This window comes from Vibrio hangzhouensis, assembly GCF_900107935.1.
Lineage (GTDB): Bacteria > Pseudomonadota > Gammaproteobacteria > Enterobacterales > Vibrionaceae > Vibrio > Vibrio hangzhouensis.
Window position 1 is genome coordinate 20,487 of sequence record NZ_FNVG01000007.1, and the last position, 19,443, is coordinate 39,929.

Genomic DNA, 19,443 nt, shown 5'->3' on the forward strand with positions numbered 1-19,443 from the left:
AACGCTTACTTTAATTAAGTAGATCCAACCAACAGAAGGATAGATCGCCATGTCTGACATGAAGCATGACGTAGATGCACTGGAAACTCAAGATTGGCTAGAAGCACTTGAGTCCGTTGTTCGTGAAGAAGGTGTAGAACGCGCGCAGTTCCTACTAGAAACAGTTCTAGAGAAAGCACGTTTAGATGGTGTTGATATGCCAACCGGTATCAACACTAACTACATCAACACCATTCCAGCGGCTCAAGAACCAGCTTACCCTGGTGATGTAACTCTTGAGCGTCGTATTCGTTCGATTATTCGCTGGAACGCAATCATGATCGTATTGCGTGCTTCTAAGAAAGACCTTGACCTAGGTGGTCACATGGCTTCTTACCAATCTGCAGCGGCGTTCTACGAAGTTTGTTTCAACCACTTCTTCCGTGCTCCAAACGAGACAGACGGTGGCGATCTGGTTTACTACCAAGGTCATATCTCTCCTGGTATCTACTCACGTGCTTTCGTTGAAGGTCGTCTGACTGAAGAGCAGCTGGACAACTTCCGTCAAGAAGTAGACGGTAAAGGTGTACCATCATACCCGCACCCTAAACTGATGCCTGAATTCTGGCAGTTCCCGACAGTATCTATGGGTCTAGGTCCTATCTCTGCTATTTATCAAGCGCGTTTCCTTAAATACCTGGAAGGCCGTGGCCTTAAAGATACGTCTGCTCAACGTGTGTATGCGTTCCTTGGTGATGGTGAGATGGATGAGCCAGAATCACGCGGTGCAATTTCTTTCGCTGCGCGTGAGAAGCTAGACAACCTGTGTTTCCTTATTAACTGTAACCTGCAGCGTCTAGATGGTCCTGTAATGGGTAACGGTAAGATCATTCAAGAACTTGAAGGTCTATTTAAAGGCGCTGGCTGGAACGTAGTGAAGGTTATCTGGGGTAACAACTGGGACGCACTACTGGCTAAAGATACGACGGGTAAGCTGCTACAGCTTATGAACGAAACGATCGATGGCGACTACCAAACATTCAAATCTAAAGATGGTGCATACGTACGTGAGCACTTCTTTGGTAAGTACCCAGAAACAGCTGCACTAGTAGCAGACATGACTGACGACCAAATCTTCGAACTGAAGCGTGGCGGTCATGATTCTTCTAAGCTGTTTGCTGCGTTTAACAATGCAAAAGAAACCAACGGCAAGCCTACTGTAATCCTAGCTAAGACGGTTAAAGGTTACGGCATGGGTGAAGCGGCTGAAGGTAAGAACATCGCTCACGGTGTTAAGAAGATGGACATGACTCACGTACAATACTTACGTGATCGTCTAGGTCTGCAAGACCTGCTTTCTGATGAGAAAGTGGCAGAACTACCTTACCTAAAACTGGAAGAAGGCAGCGCAGAGTACGAATACCTGCACGCTCGTCGTAAAGCACTGAAAGGTTACACGCCACAGCGTCTACCTAAATTCACACAAGAATTCAAAGTACCTGAACTAGAAGAGTTTGCTCCTCTATTGGGTGCTCAAAAGCGTGAAATCTCAACGACTATGGCTTACGTACGTACGTTGAACATCCTGCTTAAAGACAAGAACATCGGTAAGAACATCGTTCCTATCATCTGTGATGAAGCACGTACCTTTGGTATGGAAGGCCTATTCCGTCAGGTTGGTATCTACAACCCACACGGTCAAGAATATACGCCTGAAGATAAAGGTATTGTTTCTTACTACAAAGAAGCAACATCAGGCCAAGTTCTTCAAGAAGGTATCAACGAACTAGGTTCAATGGCATCTTGGGTTGCTGCTGCGACTTCTTACAGCACAAACGATCTGCCAATGATCCCGTTCTACATCTACTACTCAATGTTTGGTTTCCAACGTATTGGTGACATGGCATGGCTAGCAGGTGACCAACAAGCTCGTGGCTTCCTACTTGGTGCTACAGCAGGTCGTACAACGCTAAATGGTGAAGGTCTACAGCACGAAGATGGTCACTCGCACATTCAGGCGAACACTATCCCAAACTGTATTTCTTATGATCCAACATTCGCTTACGAGCTAGCAGTGATCATGCAAGATGGTATCCGTCGTATGTACGGTCCTGAGCAAGAGAACATTTACTACTACCTAACAGTAATGAATGAAAACTACGCAATGCCAGCAATGCCAGAAGGCGCTGAAGAAGGCATCCGTAAAGGTATCTACAAGCTTGAGTCTCACGAAGGCGCTAAAGGTAAAGTTCAGCTAATGAGCTCGGGCACTATCATGAACGAAGTACGTAAAGCAGCGACCATCCTAAGCGAAGAGTACGGCGTAGCTTCTGATGTATTCTCTGTAACATCATTCAACGAGCTAACTCGTGATGGTCAAGATGCAGAGCGTTACAACATGCTTCACCCAGAAGCAGAGGCGAAAGTACCGTACATCACAACTGTTCTTGGTAACGAGCCTGCAATCGCAGCGACTGACTACATGAAGAACTACGCAGAGCAAGTTCGCGCATTTATGCCTTCTGAGTCTTATAAAGTACTTGGTACAGATGGCTATGGCCGTTCAGACAGTCGTGAAAACCTACGTCGTCACTTCGAAGTTAACGCGGGCTACGTAGTCGTTGCAGCGCTAACTGAGCTAGCGAAGCGCGGTGATGTTGAGAAGTCTGTTGTGACTGAAGCAATCGCTAAGTTCGACATCGATACAGAAAAAACTAACCCACTTTACGCTTAATACAGCGCTTAATTAGAAGGTAAATAAGCAATGGCAATCGAAATTAATGTACCTGACATCGGTGCGGATGAGGTTGAAGTTACTGAGATTCTTGTAAGCGTTGGCGACAAGGTGGAAGAAGAGCAGTCTCTGATCACTGTAGAAGGCGACAAGGCTTCTATGGAAGTTCCAGCGTCTCAAGCAGGTATTGTTAAAGAAATCAAAGTTGCGGAAGGTGATTCTGTTACAACCGGTTCTCTTATCATGATTTTCGAAGAGGCTGGCTCCCCTGCGGAAGCGGCTCCGGCGGCAGCTCCAGCTCCAGCGGCAGCGGCCCCTTCTGCGGCAAGTGAGCTTAAAGAAGTTCACGTTCCTGATATCGGTGGCGACGAAGTAGAAGTGACTGAAATCATGGTTAAAGTTGGCGATACAGTGGAAGAAGAGCAGTCTCTTCTCACTGTAGAAGGCGACAAAGCTTCTATGGAAGTACCAGCACCATTTGCAGGTACTGTTAAAGAGATCAAGATTGCTGAAGGTGATGCAGTAACGACTGGCTCTCTGGTGATGGTATTCGAAACAGCGGGCTCTGGTGCACCAGCAGCTGCTCCTGCAGTTGAAGCGGCTCCTGTAGCAGCTCCTGCGGCGTCTTCTGAAAAAGAAGTAAACGTACCAGACATCGGCGGTGACGAAGTTGAAGTTACTGAAGTAATGGTAGCGGTTGGCGACACAGTTGAGGAAGAGCAATCTCTTATCACTGTTGAAGGCGATAAAGCTTCAATGGAAGTACCAGCACCATTTGCAGGTACAGTGAAAGAAATCAAGATTGCAGCTGGCGATAAAGTAACGACTGGCTCGCTAATCATGACGTTTGTTGTGGAAGGCGCAGCTCCAGTTGCAGCAGCGGCTCCTTCGGCAGTTGCTCCTGCACCTGCGGCGGCTCCTGCTCCTGTAGCAAAAGCTGAAGCGGCACCGCAAGCTAACGATTTCCAAGAGAACAACGAGTACGCACACGCGTCTCCAGTGGTTCGTCGTCTAGCTCGTGAGTTTGGCGTTAACCTAGCGAAAGTAAAAGGTACGGGTCGTAAGAGCCGCGTATTGAAAGAAGACGTTCAAGCTTACGTTAAAGATGCACTTAAGCGTCTTGAAGCTGGTGCAGCGGCATCTGGCAAAGGTGATGGCAGTGCGCTTGGTCTGCTACCTTGGCCGAAGGTTGACTTCAGCAAGTTTGGTGAGACTGAGGTTCAGAAGCTTTCTAAGATCAAGAAGATCTCTGGTGCTAACCTGCACCGTAACTGGGTAATGATCCCGCACGTTACACAGTGGGATAACGCTGATATCACCGCGCTAGAAGCATTCCGTAAAGAGCAGAACGCTATCGAAGCGAAGAAAGATTCAGGCATGAAGATCACGCCACTTGTGTTCATCATGAAAGCTGTTGCGAAAGCACTTGAAGCCTTCCCTGCGTTCAACTCTTCTCTATCTGAAGATGGCGAGAGCATCATTCTTAAGAAGTATGTGAACGTTGGTATCGCTGTTGATACGCCAAACGGTCTTGTTGTTCCTGTGTTTAAAGACGTCAACAAGAAGGGCATCTACGAGCTATCTGAAGAGCTAATGGTTATCTCTAAGAAAGCTCGTGCAGGTAAGTTAACTGCGGCTGACATGCAAGGTGGCTGTTTCACTATCTCAAGCCTGGGTGGCATCGGTGGAACTGCGTTTACGCCAATCGTCAACGCGCCTGAAGTCGGTATCCTTGGTGTATCTAAGTCTGAAATGAAGCCAGTATGGAACGGCAAAGAGTTTGAGCCGCGCCTACAGCTCCCACTTTCTCTATCGTACGATCACCGCGTGATCGATGGTGCGGAAGGTGCACGTTTCATCACTTATCTAAACAGCTGCTTAAGCGATATTCGTCGTCTGGTTCTGTAAGATAATTAATCCTCTCTAGCTCCCCCTTAAATCAGGGGGAGACTTTGTTTGTTGATAGCAACATCAAACAAATCGCTACCCAATTACTGGTAAGCTTGCAGAGGTAAAAATAAATTCATACAACATTTCCCACGTGAACTGTTGTCTAGCTCACAGGCTAAATTGATTTACTTTTCACACCATTAACATCTCTGTAAAATGTTGGCGGTCTGAAATCATAATTGTTTAAGCTGATTGTTGAATAGAACGTCTGTTTAAAACGAAGTCTAAGCATATAAAAATCAATACCCACTCAGCCTGTTAGGGATAATGACTACAAGAGGTCAAAATGAGCAAAGAAATTAAAGCCCAGGTGGTAGTACTTGGTGCCGGTCCTGCTGGTTACTCCGCTGCATTCCGTTGTGCCGATTTAGGCCTAGAAACCGTTCTTATTGAGCGTTATAGCACGCTTGGTGGTGTGTGTCTGAACGTGGGTTGTATCCCATCTAAAGCACTACTTCACGTTGCTAAAGTTATCGAAGAAGCAAAAGCGCTTGCTGACCACGGTATCGTATTTGGCGAGCCACAGACTGACATTGACAAAATTCGTCTATGGAAAGAAAAAGTAATTAACCAGCTAACAGGTGGTCTTGGCGGTATGGCTAAGATGCGTAAAGTTAACGTGGTTAACGGTTTTGGTAAGTTTACTGGTCCTAACTCAATTGAAGTTGAAGGCGAAGACGGTAAAACCGTTGTTAACTTCGACAATGCCATCGTAGCGGCGGGTTCTCGTCCAATTAAACTGCCATTCATCCCGCATGAAGACCCACGTATTTGGGATTCTACCGATGCGCTGGAGCTGAAAGAAGTACCAGGAAAACTGCTTATCATGGGTGGTGGTATCATCGGTCTGGAAATGGCGACGGTATACCACTCTCTAGGCTCTCAGATTGATGTTGTAGAAATGTTTGACCAACTTATCCCTGCTGCGGACAAAGATATGGTTAAAGTTTACACCAAGCGCATTAAGAACAAGTTCAACTTGATGCTTGAGACCAAGGTAACGGCAGTTGAAGCGAAAGAAGACGGTATCTACGTTTCAATGGAAGGTAAGAAAGCACCTTCTGAAGCTGAGCGTTATGACGCAGTGCTTGTAGCTATCGGTCGTGTGCCAAACGGCAAACTACTTGATGCAGAGAAAGCAGGTATTGAAGTAGACGAGCGTGGCTTTATCAATGTTGATAAGCAAATGCGCACTAACGTACCTCACATTCATGCAATCGGAGATATCGTTGGCCAACCAATGCTTGCGCACAAAGGTGTGCATGAAGGTCACGTAGCGGCAGAGGTTATCTCTGGTAAGAAGCACTACTTTGACCCGAAAGTGATTCCTTCCATTGCTTATACTGAGCCAGAAGTGGCTTGGGTTGGTAAGACTGAGAAAGAAGCGAAAGCAGAAGGTATCAACTATGAGACTGCAACGTTCCCATGGGCTGCGTCAGGTCGTGCTATCGCATCTGATTGTGCAGACGGTATGACTAAGCTTATCTTCGATAAAGACACTCACCGCGTAATTGGTGGTGCTATCGTTGGTACTAACGGTGGTGAACTGCTTGGTGAAATCGGTCTGGCGATCGAGATGGGTTGTGACGCAGAAGATATTGCACTGACTATCCACGCTCACCCAACTCTGCACGAGTCTGTAGGTCTTGCTGCAGAAGTATTTGAAGGTACTATCACTGACCTTCCAAATGCAAAAGCGAAGAAAAAGAAATAATTTCTGAGTGAATACAAAAACGGCCAGTTTCATACTGGCCGTTTTTTTATGGATACTTTTTAAATTTAAGCCCTTAAACATTTGTGCTCAAGGGCTGTTTTTTAGTGGCGGCTATCTTTCTCGTAGATGCAAACCATATCCATGTAGCAGTCGGTCAACGACTTAATGGATTCGCCATCATTACTGCGATTAGCTTCAACAAACAGTGAATAGCAAATACCGTGGAATAGGCTAGTCAGATGCTTAGTGTTGTGTTGAGAACAGACTTCGCCACGTTCAATGGCTTTGATGAACATGTTTTCAATCAGTGCTTGGCTGGTTTTGTTCGATGAAACAAACAATGGCCAAACCTCATCACGCGTAGATGTACTCCATTCGAACCATACTTTGTTCCAATGACAGTCTTCGATAACCATATCTACCACTCCATCCAGAATGTTGGTGAGGTTTTCTTTGATGTTAACATCAAGATCTATGGTGTTTGAGAGGAAATTTGAGTACTGACAAACTACGTGATTCAGCACTTCGTCGACCAAATCTTCCCGAGTAGGGAAGTAGTTGAAGACGGTGGCTACTGAAACTTGTGCAATTTCTGCGATATCTGCGTGTCCACCACGACCAATACCACGTTTAGCGAATACTTCTAAGGCTATCTCCATCAATTGCAGCTTGCGCTTCTGTGGAGACAGGCGAGTCCTAGGTCTTTTTATTATTGAGTCCATAATTTTTCCTTGCCAACGTTTTTTTAGGGCTGGTGACTCGATGAGAACCTCCAACTGCGCCCTGTTTGTTATACAGAGTCAGGAATTTTTCCCAATTGAATGATTGTTATACACAATTGCAGACATAAAAATGTTAGCTTTTGGTTAGCAATTTCCATTTTGGAAATATCCGGCTCTATTTTTTCTTTAGTTAAATAAGTGTAATGGTGCATATGTTTGTGGTCAATAGTTACACACTGATAAATTTCATAATTAGTGCTAATTTATCTGCAAATCACACTTTGGGTTGTAAGCATCACAATCTTTCAACATCTGACGTTAACAAAGTTTAATTCTGGTCTGTGACCGTTTAGCGAATTCACACCGGATTTTTGCCTGATTTTTATCCTGGAGCATAAAGTGGTAACATACCGCGCAAATTTGAACGATTGGCATTATGCTCATTGTCGGAGATGACATCTTTTTTGTTGTCTTAGCTGTACAAAGTGCTGATGTCAGAACGTCAAGTAAACTAATCAACATCGAGATAGATATGAAACATACTGTTGAAGTCATGATTTCTGAACAAGAAGTTCATGAGCGTGTACAAGTTTTAGGTAAAGAGATCACTGAGCACTACAAGGGAAGTGAAGACCTGGTTATGGTCGGTTTGCTACGAGGATCGTTTGTGTTTATGGCAGACTTGGCGCGTGCTATCGAATTGACACACAGCGTCGACTTTATGACCGCGTCTAGCTATGGCAACACGATGGAAAGTTCTCGCGATGTTCGAATCCTGAAAGATCTGGATGATGACATCAAAGGAAAAGACGTTCTGCTTGTGGAAGATATTATCGATACTGGCAACACGCTAAACAAGGTGAAAGAAATCCTGTCTCTGCGTGAGCCAAAGTCTATTCAAATTTGCACGCTGCTGGACAAACCCTCTCGCCGTGAAGTTGAAGTTGACGTAAAGTGGATTGGTTTTGAGATCCCGGATGAGTTTGTGGTGGGTGTTGGTATCGACTACGCACAGAAATATCGTCACTTGCCTTACATTGGCAAGGTTGTTCCACAGGAATAATGTCTCAGTCTCGCGCAGGGTTAGCGTGAGCTGAACTGAAATACGTGGTTACAAAAAACGCCCATCTCAGCGAGGTGGGCGTTTTTAGTATCTGATTTATTTGAGCACGTGATTTATTTGAGCACGTTGCTACTCAGGATCTTAGCCATGGCTGCCTGATAGTTCACTTCCAGACTTTCTCGACTAGAGCAACGAACCCCAAGGTCCTGCAGTTTGCCATCACCAATGCCGTAGACAACGCCGTGCACTTCTACATCTTGTCCGCGTTCCCAGGCATTTTGCATGATGGTTGAATTGCCGAGGTTATAGACCTGCTCTGCAACGTTGATTTCACACAACTTATCGCCCCACATCTCTCTTGGTAATTCACCAAGCCAGTTACGGTGTTTGAGGTACAAATCGCGAATGTGTAGCAACCAGTTATTGATCAGGCCAAGCTGCGGGTTATCAATGGCGGCATTGACTCCGCCACAACCGTAGTGCCCGCAAACGATGATGTGTTTCACTTTGAGAACATCGACGGCGTATTGCACCACCGACAGGCAGTTCAGATCGGTATGAATGACCTGGTTCGCCACGTTGCGGTGAACGAAAAGCTCTCCTGAGTAGAGCCCTGTGAGTCGCTCTGCAGGGACTCGGCTATCGGAACAGCCAATCCACAGGAATCCCGGATTCTGGCCTTCCTCTAGCTTTGCGAAATATTCTGGTCTTTCTGACTTAATTTGCTCAGACCACTTTGAATTGTTGTCAAAGAGTTGTTTGATTTCTGGCATGTTAATTCCCTTCAATAATTCGAGATACTATACACAATGTTACAATTTCAATCTCGAAAAAAAAGTATCAAAATGTACTCATCTGACGTGTTCGTGAGTCGAAAATCAGTGAGTTACCGACTAAGTGTGAAAATGCTTATATCTTATGAAAATTGAATGACTCTTATTACTTATTAACTTATTGTCACATTTGTTAAGGTGGGGCAATTTTTTGGTTATTTTCAAGGATAGTTATGAAGTTAGGACGTCGATTTGAAGATATTAACCTGAGAGGAGATGTGTTTGGTGGGGTAACCACTGCGATTATCTCCTTGCCGTTAGCGTTGGCGTTTGGTGTTGCCTCTGGTGCAGGGGCCGAAGCCGGTCTTTGGGGCGCTATTATGGTGGGGCTGTTTGCATCTCTGTTTGGCGGCTCTTCGACGCTGATATCGGAGCCTACAGGCCCGATGACCGTTATCATGACCGCAGTACTAACTAGCATGATGGCAAGATACCCGGAAACGGGTATGGCGATGACGTTTACCGTTGTGATGATGGCGGGTGTATTCCAAATTCTATTGGGCACATTGAAACTGGGTAAATATGTCACTTTGATGCCTTACAGTGTGGTCTCTGGGTTTATGTCCGGTATCGGTGTTATTCTGGTGATACTCCAGTTGGCTCCTTTGCTGGGGCAGGCAGCGCCTTCAGGTGGCGTACTGGGTACTATTCAGGCATTACCTGAGTTGGTGTTCAATATAGATTTTGCCGAACTGTTCTTAGGAATACTCACGCTTGCCATCTTGTTTCTGTTTCCTAAACGTTATCGTCAACATATCCCCCCTCAACTGGTGGCACTGGTCGCGGTTACCTTACTTTCCGTTCTGTTCTTCGACTCAGAGACCATTAGGCGCATAGGAGAGATCCCTGCAGGTCTGCCTTCTCTGGTGATGCCGCACATTAATGCGGAAATTTTTACCACTATGCTGATTGACGCTCTGGTACTGGGAACCTTGGGTTGTATAGATACATTATTAACGGCGGTCATTGGAGATTCACTGACTCGAAAAGAACATGACTCGGATAAAGAGTTGCGTGGTCAGGGCTTGGCCAATTTATTAGCAGGTCTGTTTGGGGCATTACCCGGAGCAGGGGCCACAATGGGGACGGTCACCAATATTCAGGTCGGTGCGCGTTCACCACTCTCTGGTGTGATTCGTGCACTGGTGTTGGCTTTGGTTGTGCTGGTTGCCAGTGGTCTGACAGAGCCAATCCCAATGGCGGTGCTGGCGGGGATCGCGGTCTATGTTGGTTTTAACATTCTGGATTGGAGTTTTATTCAGAGGGCACACAAAGTCAGCCTGCCGGGTATGGCTATTATGTATGGTGTGATGTTACTGACCGTATTTGTCGACCTGATTGTGGCGGTTGGGCTTGGGGTGTTTATTTCCAACATCATAATTATCGAACGTTTGAGTCGCGAACAGGCGAGGCAGGTCAAAGCCATCAGCGATGCCGACGATGACGATGTGCCTTTGACGGAAACAGAGCGTAGCTTATTGGATCAGGCGCAGGGTAAAGTCTTGTTTTTCTACTTGTCAGGCCCGATGATCTTCAGCGTGTCAAAAGCGATATCCCGCCAGCACTCTAGTATCTCAGACTATGAAGCGATGATTCTCGATTTGACCGACGTCCCAATGATCGATGTGACCGTCGGTCTGGCACTGGAGAATGCGATTAAGGATGCTAAAGACGCCAATTGTCAGGTATATCTGTTGTGTCCGAATGTCCAGACTCGACAGCAATTGGATAAGTTCCATGTGATTGACCTGGTGCCTGATAACAACATTTACTCAGAGCGAGAGCAGGCATTGCAAGCCGCATATAGTGCGACTTCTTGATCGTTAGCCAGTCATCTTCATCGGCGAGTGCCACTTCAGGCACTCGCTTTTTCATATTCATTTTTGCTAATGGACTTGAAAAGTGGTGATTCTATCATCATGTGTAGTACCATCAGTTTATTTTTCGATATCATTGGAAATATCAAATTTTCCCCAGTGAGATAGGGTTTGGTGCAAGGTATGGTCGCATTAGAGATAGAGCAGCTCAGAAAAACGTATGCGGGTGGGTTTGAGGCCCTGAAAGGGATCAGTCTGACAGTGGAGCAAGGGGATTTTTATGCCCTGTTAGGCCCCAATGGTGCGGGGAAGTCCACCACTATTGGTATTATCACGTCATTAGTCAACAAAACATCGGGCAAGGTTAGCGTGTTTGGACATGACATAGATAGTGAACTGGAACTGGCGAAGCAGCAGCTTGGTTTGGTACCTCAAGAGTTCAACTTTAATATGTTCGAAACCGTGGAGCAGATAGTATTGCAGCAAGCGGGCTATTATGGTGTACCCAAAGATGTCGCCAAGCAGCGCGCTCAGAAGTATCTGTCCCAACTCGACCTATGGGAAAAGCGCAGTGAACGCGCCCGCAACCTGTCTGGTGGCATGAAGCGTCGTTTGATGATTGCCAGGGCTTTGATGCATGAGCCTAATCTGTTGATCCTGGATGAGCCTACTGCCGGGGTCGATATCGAGTTGCGTCGCTCTATGTGGGATTTTCTTAAAGAGATTAACCGTCAGGGCATCACTATCATTTTGACCACTCACTACCTTGAAGAAGCGGAATTGCTGTGTCGCAATATCGGCATCATTCAGCGCGGGGAGTTAATCGAGAATACCTCAATGAAAGCCCTGTTGAATAAGCTGCATGTAGAAACCTTTATCTTCGATATTGAGCCAGGGTCTGAAGTGCCGGCTTTAAGCGGAGTCAACTCACAGCAAGTGGTCAATGGCTCGCTTGAAATTGAGATTGAGAAAACTCAAGGCCTCAATCACATATTTACCCAACTTTCCGATGCGGGCGTAAAGGTTCTGTCGATGAGAAACAAAGCTAACCGACTCGAGGAGCTCTTTGTATCGATCGTGCGCGAACCGACGGAGGTAAAATAATGAACATGTACGGCATCTATTGGACGGCTTTTAAAAGTCTGCTTACCAAAGAGATCAATCGATTTACTCGTATCTGGGTGCAAACGCTGGTTCCACCTGCGATCACGATGACGCTCTATTTTATTATTTTTGGCAGTTTAATTGGCTCCCGGATCGGGCAAATGAATGGCTTTAGCTATATGGAGTACATCGTACCCGGGCTGATCATGATGTCGGTGATCACCAATTCTTATTCGAATGTGGCCTCTTCCTTTTTTAGTGCCAAATTCCAGCGCAATATCGAAGAGTTGTTGGTTGCGCCTGTGCCAAATTACGTGATCATTGCTGGTTTTGTCATGGGGGGCGTGGTGCGTGGTTTGCTGGTTGGTACTATAGTGACGTTTGTCTCTCTGTTTTTCGTCGATCTGCAAGTTGAGCACTGGGCAGTCATTATCGCAACCGTCTTTCTGACGTCAGTGGTATTTGCATTGGGTGGCCTTATTAATGCTGTCTACGCAAAAACGTTTGATGATATATCCATCATACCAACCTTTGTTTTGACACCGCTGACCTATTTAGGCGGGGTATTTTATTCCATCAGTCTGTTGCCAGACTTTTGGCAAGGCGTGTCTAAAATCAACCCAATCGTCTACATGGTTAACGCATTTCGTTACGGTTTCTTAGGGGTGTCGGATGTAGGGATTGTGACATCTTTTGGCGTACTCTTAGCCTTTATCGTGATACTTTATGGGGTAGCCCATCATTTAGTGACTAAGGGAATTGGCCTTAGAAGCTAATGAGTGAAAGTGGTGGCCCGGGCCACCACTTTTGTTATGAGTCGAGACAAGGACGACAAATGCAATTGCCCGCAGAATTACAACAAGAAGCTCAGCACGCTTTCGAGCAAATTCAACACGCCTATTCAGATCTTTCCCACTGGAGCGCAGAGCTGCAAAGTCAGTTGTCCCGTGTGACTGCTATGAGCCATTTCGTCAAAGAAGCGCTACTGCAAGACGAGGTACTGTTCCGTACTTTGCCCGACAGACTTGCGCTATCTAGCCGCTCAGCGAACTATCGCTCGGAACTTTCCTTGCTGCTTCAATCGTGTTCTACCGAAGCAGATGGACATCGAGTATTACGTCAGTTCCGTAATCGGGAGATGGTTTACATTGCATGGCGAGATTTTGTCGGAAACTGGAGTCTTGAAGAGAGTCTGAGCCATCTGTCTGCTTTGGCCGAAGCGATGATTTTTGAAACCTACCAATGGCAATATCAAGTATGCTGTTCTGAGTGGGGAACGCCATGCAATGCCGAAGGGGAAGCGCAGCCGATGCTGATCATCGGTATGGGGAAACTCGGGGGAGGAGAGCTTAACTTTTCATCCGACATCGATCTGATTTTCACCTATCCGGAAAATGGTGAAACTCAGGGAGCCAGACGTTCGATAGCTAATGCACAGTTCTTCACCCGCCTGGGACAGCGCATCATTAAGGCGCTCGATCAGCAAACCTTCGATGGGTTTTGTTACCGGGTGGATATGCGTTTACGCCCCTTTGGTGAAAGTGGTCCACTGGTGATGAGTTACGCCGCGCTGGAAGATTATTATCAGGAACAAGGTCGTGACTGGGAACGTTATGCGATGGTTAAAGCCCGGGTTATGGGACGGGAGATGTATCCTGAATATCAAGAGCTGAGACAAATGCTGCGTCCATTTGTGTTCAGACGCTACATCGATTTTAGTGCTATTCAGTCACTCAGACGAATGAAATCGATGATCAGCAGTGAAGTACGACGTCGTGGGTTGGGCAATAACATTAAACTGGGACCGGGTGGCATCCGCGAAGTGGAGTTTATCGCTCAGGTGTTTCAGCTAATTCGTGGCGGGCGCGAGCCAAGCCTGCGTGGCCGCGGGCTGCTTGAAACACTGGATGCGATTCAGTCACTAAAACTGCTCGAAGCCGGGGAAGTAAACCAACTCAGAGAGGCATACTGTTTCTTACGCAGGCAGGAAAACCTGTTGCAGGCTATGGCGGATAAACAGACGCAAACTCTGCCAGAGAAGCCAGCAGAACAGCAAAAACTGGCTTTCGCTATGGGTTTTGAAATATGGCAAGACATGTTGACGGCCACAGAGCAACACATGCTCAACGTGCACAATGTATTTGCAAACTTGATTGGCGAAGACGAAGAAGAGGAAGAAACCAATCCGATTGCCAAGCACTTCAATGAGCTGTGGGACATGGCGGACAGAGCAGAAGTTGTTGAGCATATTCTGGAGCATGATCTGAAGGTCGACAATCCTCAGCAGAAACAGACGATTATCCAGCAGTTCAAGGCAGACCTTGCCAAAAAAACCTTAGGTCCAAGAGGGCGAGAGGTACTGAATCGACTGATGCCAAAGGTTTTCAGTGCGATCTATGAACACAAAGACGCAGAGTTTGGTCTGCCCAGAGTGCTGCATGTACTGCATCGCATCGTGACCCGAACAACGTACCTGGAGTTATTGGACGAGCATCCGGCGGCACTGACTCAATTGGTTCGTCTGTGTACCGCGAGCCCGATGATTTCGGAGCAATTAGGGCGTTATCCTATCCTCCTTGATGAGCTGCTCGACCCGACTCACTTGTATAACCCTGTACCACTGGAATCCTATAAGACCGAACTGCGCGATTATCTGGCTCGTATCCCGGAAGAGGATATGGAACAACAAATGGAAGCGCTGAGACAGTTTAAGCAGACCTGCATTTTAAGGATTGCCGCAGCGGACATTGCCGGCGTGTTGCCGGTGATGAAAGTCAGTGACCACCTGACTTATCTGGCGGAAGCGATAGTGGACGCCGGGATCAATCAGGCATGGCAGCAAATGGCGGCTAAGTATGGCGAACCAACTCATATCAAAGACAGAGGCAGTAAAGGGTTTGCAGTCATCGGCTACGGTAAAGTGGGGGGCTGGGAGCTGGGCTACAACTCAGATCTGGATATTGTATTTATGCATGATTGCCCGGTGAATGTTTACACCGACGGCAAGAAAGAGATCGATGGCCGCCAGTTCTATCTGCGCTTGGCACAGCGCATCATTCATATTTTTTCTACCCGCACTGCTTCGGGTATCTTGTACGAGGTCGACACTCGATTGCGGCCATCCGGGGCCTCGGGGTTGTTGGTAAGCCCTACAGACGCGTTTGATGAGTACCAGCACAATGATGCCTGGACCTGGGAACATCAGGCTTTGGTGCGAGCGAGAATGATCTACGGAGATAGCGCATTGCAGCAGGCCTTTCTCGGGACGCGTAATAATGTGTTGTGCAAACACAGAGAAGCGGGCACGTTAAAACAGCAAGTGGTTGAAATGCGAGAGAAGATGCGCGATCACCTGGGGGGCAAGAAATCAGGCAGATTTATGCTCAAGCAGGATGCGGGTGGCATCACGGACATCGAGTTCTTAGCTCAGTATCTGGTATTACAGTTTAGCCATGATAAGCCTAAGCTTACTCGTTGGTCCGATAATGTGAGGATCTTTGAGTCGATGATGGCTCAGGGAGTGATGGAAGAATCACAAGCGATGGCACTGACTCATGCTTACACGACACTGCGTGATGAGATCCACCATCGTAATTTATTGAATCTCGACGCCGATGTGGCGGACAGTAAGTTCAACGCTGAAAAAGCCATTGTTGTCAAAGCGTGGCAGGAGTGGCTTGGTTAACGATTAATCCCGCCTTGTTTTAGTAATGCGCTGCAGAGTTGTGCTACTATCCAGTCAAAGGCTTAGCCAAAATGAATAATATTTAGAGGGTGCAATCGCACCCTCTACTTCTCAAAGTGGAGTACAGAAATGAAACCCATCCTACCGAATTATAGTGATTCTGGTGTGTTAATCGTTGGTGATGTCATGCTTGACCGTTATTGGTACGGTCCGACAGGACGCATTTCACCTGAAGCCCCGGTGCCTGTAGTGAAAGTAGAGAACAACGAAGAGCGTCCGGGTGGTGCTGCAAACGTTGCGATGAATATTGCGTCACTGGGTGGTCATGCACATACCATTGGTCTTGTCGGGATGGATGAACCAGCAAAGGTGCTGACTGAAACCTTGACCTCATTGAAAGTGAAATGTGACTTTGTCTCACTGCCAAACTATCCAACCATTACCAAACTGCGTGTACTCAGCCGCGGACAGCAACTGATCCGCCTGGATTTTGAAGACAAGTTTGAGAATACCGACCCTGAGTTGGTGTTGGCCAAAATGGAGCAGGCATTGCCAAATGTTCGCTCTGTGGTTTTGTCTGACTACGCGAAAGGTGCGCTGGAGCATGTACAAACCTATATCCAGAAGGCCAAAGCCGCAGGCGTACCGGTATTTATCGATCCGAAAGGCGCCGACTTTGAGCGTTACCGTGGTGCGACCTTGCTGACTCCGAATATGGCTGAATTTGAGCTGGTTGTAGGTAAAGTAAAGGACGAGCAGGATCTGATTGAAAAAGGCAATGCACTGATCGACAAGTTTGATTTTGAAGCCTTGCTGGTGACGCGTAGCGAGCACGGAATGACGTTGTTGCGTAAAGGTCAGCAACCGTTCCATCTGCCAACTCAGGCAAAAGAAGTGTACGACGTGACAGGTGCCGGCGACACGGTCATCTCGGTATTGGCAGCCTCAGTGGCGGCAGGCAAACCTCTGGATGAAGCGTGTGCTCTGGCCAACGCCGCAGCGGGTGTGGTCGTTGGTAAGCTAGGGACCTCGACGGTCTCGACTATCGAATTAGCAGAAGCGGTGCATGGTAGTCAGGATACCGACTACGGTGTGATCAGTGAAAAAGCATTGATTGAAGCGGTCGCGAAGGCCAGATCGAAAGGCGAAAAAGTGGTCATGACCAATGGCTGTTTCGATATTCTTCACGCCGGGCACGTCTCATACCTCAATCACGCAGCTGAACTGGGCGATCGTCTGATTGTTGCGGTTAATACCGATGAATCGGTGCGCATGCTGAAAGGGCCTGGGCGTCCCGTGAACCCAACAGACCGCCGCATGGCGGTATTGGCAGGGCTGGGTGCTGTGGATTGGGTCGTGCCTTTCTCTGAAGAAACCCCACGCAGATTGATTTCGGAAGTCCTGCCGAGCTTGTTGGTGAAAGGCGGTGACTACAAGCCAGAAGAGATTGCGGGCGGTAAAGAAGTGATTGCTGCAGGTGGAGAGGTTCAGGTACTGAATTTTGAAGATGGCTGTTCCACCACGGAAATCATCGAAGCGATCAAGGGTGGTCGCGGCTAACCGCATCGCTATTGATAACACGCAATTGATAAAAAAAGGGACGCCGAAGCGTCCCTTTTTTGTATCGTATTCGCTTGCTCATCTGAAATCATAAGCAAGTTACCCGTATGGATTATTTTGCTTTCTTCAGACCTGCGTTGATATCAACGATATCTTGTTCGCTGAGCGTACCCACGGACTGACGTAAGTTCAGAATGCTGACGATGTAATCGTAGCGCGCATCCGAAAGGTTACGACCGGCATCATACAACGCCTGAGTTGCTTCTAAGACGTCGACGATGGTACGTGTACCCACATCAAATCCTGCTTTTGTCGCTTCAAGTGCTGACTCAGCTGAGACTACAGTCTGCTCATAAGCACGGATCGCACCGATGGACGAGTTGATGTTGTTGCTGTTGGCGCGAACGCTTTTGACAACCGAACGGTAAGTTTGCTCAAGCTGCTCACTGGCGGCTACATAGGCATACTCGGCCTGTTTGGTTTGCGAGGTAATGTTGCCACCGGTATACAATGGAACCGAAAGGTTAATACCCGCGTTAAAGCTGTTGGTGCTTCCTGAACGACTAACTACGGTATCATTTCTTTCATTACCATAGTTGTAACCGCCATCAAAGGTTAGTTTTGGAAGGTGACCAGAGCTTGCCAGAGTGATGTTATCTTTAGCAATGTCCTGACCGATACGTGCCGCTAGCAATGACAGGTTCTTCGATTGCGCTTCGTCGAGGAAGACTTGCACCGATTCATTTGGACGCTTAGCTGAGAAGCGGTTGGTATCCAGTACGTCAATGTTCTTATGCTCTTGCCCGGTGATTTCGCGCAGACCTTCGTATTTGTTCAGCAGGTCATTCTCTGCGATGACTTCATCAGCCAGTACGCGGTCGTATTGTGCCTGAGCATCGTGGACGTCGGTGATTGCCGACAGACCCACTTCAAAGCGTTGTTTGGTTTGCTCTAACTGACGAGCCACCGCTGCTTTGTTGGCTCTGACGAACTCCAGACTGTCCTGCGAGCGCAGTACTTCAAAGTATGACTGGGCTGTACGCAGAATCAGGTCTTGCTGCGCCGCCGCATATTGAGAGTCGGCCTGACGCGCGGTTTTTTCGGCGGTGTCTAACGTGATCCAGCTGGTACGGTTGTAGAGTTCTTGCGAGAAGCCCACACCTGCGCTGACCTTGTCACTATCTGTGAATTCGTCATCACTGCGATTTATATTGTAACCAGCAGTAAGGTTAATTTGAGGCAACAAGGTCGCACGAGCAGAGTTAATCGCTTCAAATGCACGATCACGTTCTGCTGCTGCACGCAGTAGTTGTGGATCGTTTTGTTTTGCTTGATCGTAAACCTCGGTTAGGGAGTCAGCCCACGCCGCTGCACTGACGCTTCCTAATGCAGCTGTAATAAAGAGTGGAAGCAGTTTTTTCATTTGTCCTAATCCTGCCTGATGATACTGATAAGGGTATGATTCACAGTTTAACTTAAAATGGCCGTAATTCACTCGAAACTTTGCACTTTTTTACGCAAGCTCACTTAAAATTACGACAAATAATTAACCAAAATCAAAGTTTATTTGAATTATTGCGTAAAAAGTTGAACCCTATCGTTGGTAGAACCTTCTAACCTTGAGTAAACTATAAGATTCACTCTAGCCAGAGGTCGCAATGAAAGATACTTTACCGCAATCAGAGACATTTACGTCAAAAGATGTCGAAATTTTGTCCAAAGAAACGGTGTTCAAAGGTTTCTTCGAAATGGTGCTGTATCGTTTCAAGCATAGACTGTTTGAAGGCGGTTGGAGTTCTGCTATACACCGAGAAATGTTAGTTCGGGGTGGCGCCGCAGCGATGTTGCCCTATGATCCGGTTCGTGATGAAGTGGTATTGATCGAGCAGATTCGAGTTGGTGCTCTGGAGCATGAGCACCCCTGGCAGTTAGAAATCGTTGCAGGCATCATTGATAAAGATGAAAGCATTGAAGAACTGGTTCGCCGTGAGTCGGTAGAGGAAGCCGGGGTTGAGGTGAAAGCACTGGTACCTGTGACTCGCTACTATCCTTCTTCGGGTGGTTGCTCTGAGAGGATCTCCGTGTTCGTCGGCCATGTTGATGCATCATTAGCCGATGGTGTGCATGGTCTGGACTGTGAAGGAGAGGACATTCGTGTTCGAGTGGTCTCTCGTCAGCAGGCATATCAGATGGTGGAAAGCGGAGAGATAGAAAATGGAGCTTCCATCATTGCTTTGCAATGGCTGCAATTGAATCACGCTAAACTGCAATCGGAGTGGTAG

Annotated in this window: 13 protein-coding genes; 10 read left to right on the forward strand and 3 right to left on the reverse strand. The window is 47.2% G+C overall.

Annotated features, from left to right (window positions below; genetic code table 11):
- Nucleotides 1-49: 49 nt before the first annotated feature.
- The 3 genes from aceE (at nt 50) to lpdA (ending at nt 6,377) form a co-directional block, all read left to right on the forward strand.
- A complete protein-coding gene (gene aceE / locus C4S60_RS08910) occupies nt 50-2,713 on the forward strand; it encodes a pyruvate dehydrogenase (acetyl-transferring), homodimeric type (protein WP_103880001.1) in 2,664 nt (887 codons plus the stop codon).
- A 30-nt stretch (nt 2,714-2,743) separates the two neighbouring features.
- Nucleotides 2,744-4,621 (forward strand): pyruvate dehydrogenase complex dihydrolipoyllysine-residue acetyltransferase, encoded by a 1,878-nt coding sequence (gene aceF / locus C4S60_RS08915; RefSeq protein ID WP_103880002.1) that lies wholly within the window; start codon nt 2,744-2,746, stop codon nt 4,619-4,621.
- 328 nt (nt 4,622-4,949) lie between these two features.
- On the forward strand, nt 4,950-6,377 hold the full coding sequence (gene lpdA / locus C4S60_RS08920) for a dihydrolipoyl dehydrogenase (protein WP_006074435.1): 1,428 nt from the start codon (nt 4,950-4,952) through the stop codon (nt 6,375-6,377).
- A gap of 101 nt (nt 6,378-6,478) precedes the next feature.
- Here lpdA and C4S60_RS08925 read toward each other — a convergent pair whose 3' ends face one another.
- Nucleotides 6,479-7,099: a LuxR/HapR/OpaR family quorum-sensing transcriptional regulator gene (locus C4S60_RS08925; protein ID WP_103880003.1), complete on the reverse strand. Its 621-nt coding sequence runs from the start codon at nt 7,097-7,099 to the stop codon at nt 6,479-6,481.
- Between the two features lie 532 nt (nt 7,100-7,631).
- Between C4S60_RS08925 and hpt the strand changes: the two genes are divergently transcribed.
- Nucleotides 7,632-8,162 carry a hypoxanthine phosphoribosyltransferase gene (hpt, locus tag C4S60_RS08930; protein WP_103880135.1) on the forward strand — a complete coding sequence of 177 codons (531 nt, stop codon included), beginning with the start codon at nt 7,632-7,634 and terminating at the stop codon, nt 8,160-8,162.
- Between the two features lie 113 nt (nt 8,163-8,275).
- Here hpt and can read toward each other — a convergent pair whose 3' ends face one another.
- Nucleotides 8,276-8,935: a carbonate dehydratase gene (gene can / locus C4S60_RS08935; RefSeq protein ID WP_103880004.1), complete on the reverse strand. Its 660-nt coding sequence runs from the start codon at nt 8,933-8,935 to the stop codon at nt 8,276-8,278.
- A gap of 233 nt (nt 8,936-9,168) precedes the next feature.
- On the opposite strand from can, the gene C4S60_RS08940 reads away from it, so the two are divergent.
- The 5 genes from C4S60_RS08940 (at nt 9,169) to hldE (ending at nt 17,161) form a co-directional block, all read left to right on the forward strand.
- Nucleotides 9,169-10,815 carry a SulP family inorganic anion transporter gene (locus C4S60_RS08940; protein ID WP_103880005.1) on the forward strand — a complete coding sequence of 549 codons (1,647 nt, stop codon included), beginning with the start codon at nt 9,169-9,171 and terminating at the stop codon, nt 10,813-10,815.
- Nucleotides 10,816-10,995: 180 nt separating this feature from the next.
- A complete protein-coding gene (locus C4S60_RS08945; protein WP_103880006.1) occupies nt 10,996-11,916 on the forward strand; it encodes an ABC transporter ATP-binding protein in 921 nt (306 codons plus the stop codon).
- 5 nt (nt 11,917-11,921) lie between these two features.
- Nucleotides 11,922-12,692: an ABC transporter permease gene (locus C4S60_RS08950; RefSeq protein WP_103880136.1), complete on the forward strand. Its 771-nt coding sequence runs from the start codon at nt 11,922-11,924 to the stop codon at nt 12,690-12,692.
- A gap of 59 nt (nt 12,693-12,751) precedes the next feature.
- Nucleotides 12,752-15,601, forward strand: a complete 2,850-nt coding sequence (gene glnE / locus C4S60_RS08955) for a bifunctional [glutamate--ammonia ligase]-adenylyl-L-tyrosine phosphorylase/[glutamate--ammonia-ligase] adenylyltransferase (protein WP_103880007.1) — start codon at nt 12,752-12,754, stop codon at nt 15,599-15,601.
- 129 nt (nt 15,602-15,730) lie between these two features.
- Nucleotides 15,731-17,161: a bifunctional D-glycero-beta-D-manno-heptose-7-phosphate kinase/D-glycero-beta-D-manno-heptose 1-phosphate adenylyltransferase HldE gene (hldE, locus tag C4S60_RS08960; RefSeq protein ID WP_103880008.1), complete on the forward strand. Its 1,431-nt coding sequence runs from the start codon at nt 15,731-15,733 to the stop codon at nt 17,159-17,161.
- A gap of 112 nt (nt 17,162-17,273) precedes the next feature.
- Here the strand turns inward: hldE and tolC are convergent, their stop codons facing one another.
- Nucleotides 17,274-18,584 carry an outer membrane channel protein TolC gene (gene tolC, locus C4S60_RS08965; protein WP_103880009.1) on the reverse strand — a complete coding sequence of 437 codons (1,311 nt, stop codon included), beginning with the start codon at nt 18,582-18,584 and terminating at the stop codon, nt 17,274-17,276.
- Nucleotides 18,585-18,819: 235 nt separating this feature from the next.
- On the opposite strand from tolC, the gene nudF reads away from it, so the two are divergent.
- Entirely contained in the window at nt 18,820-19,443 is a 624-nt protein-coding gene (gene nudF / locus C4S60_RS08970; RefSeq protein ID WP_103880010.1) for an ADP-ribose diphosphatase, read from the forward strand.

Excerpts from the sequence above, each read along its gene's own strand:
- can (WP_103880004.1), bottom strand. The coding sequence starts at position 8,935 with ATGCCAGAAATCAAACAACTCTTTGACAACAATTCAAAGTGGTCTGAG.
- tolC (WP_103880009.1), bottom strand. The coding sequence starts at position 18,584 with ATGAAAAAACTGCTTCCACTCTTTATTACAGCTGCATTAGGAAGCGTC.
- glnE (WP_103880007.1), top strand. The coding sequence starts at position 12,752 with ATGCAATTGCCCGCAGAATTACAACAAGAAGCTCAGCACGCTTTCGAG.
- nudF (WP_103880010.1), top strand. The coding sequence starts at position 18,820 with ATGAAAGATACTTTACCGCAATCAGAGACATTTACGTCAAAAGATGTC.
- C4S60_RS08940 (WP_103880005.1), top strand. The coding sequence starts at position 9,169 with ATGAAGTTAGGACGTCGATTTGAAGATATTAACCTGAGAGGAGATGTG.
- aceE (WP_103880001.1), top strand. The coding sequence starts at position 50 with ATGTCTGACATGAAGCATGACGTAGATGCACTGGAAACTCAAGATTGG.
- C4S60_RS08945 (WP_103880006.1), top strand. The coding sequence starts at position 10,996 with ATGGTCGCATTAGAGATAGAGCAGCTCAGAAAAACGTATGCGGGTGGG.
- hpt (WP_103880135.1), top strand. The coding sequence starts at position 7,632 with ATGAAACATACTGTTGAAGTCATGATTTCTGAACAAGAAGTTCATGAG.
- hldE (WP_103880008.1), top strand. The coding sequence starts at position 15,731 with ATGAAACCCATCCTACCGAATTATAGTGATTCTGGTGTGTTAATCGTT.
- C4S60_RS08925 (WP_103880003.1), bottom strand. The coding sequence starts at position 7,099 with ATGGACTCAATAATAAAAAGACCTAGGACTCGCCTGTCTCCACAGAAG.
- aceF (WP_103880002.1), top strand. The coding sequence starts at position 2,744 with ATGGCAATCGAAATTAATGTACCTGACATCGGTGCGGATGAGGTTGAA.
- C4S60_RS08950 (WP_103880136.1), top strand. The coding sequence starts at position 11,922 with ATGTACGGCATCTATTGGACGGCTTTTAAAAGTCTGCTTACCAAAGAG.
- lpdA (WP_006074435.1), top strand. The coding sequence starts at position 4,950 with ATGAGCAAAGAAATTAAAGCCCAGGTGGTAGTACTTGGTGCCGGTCCT.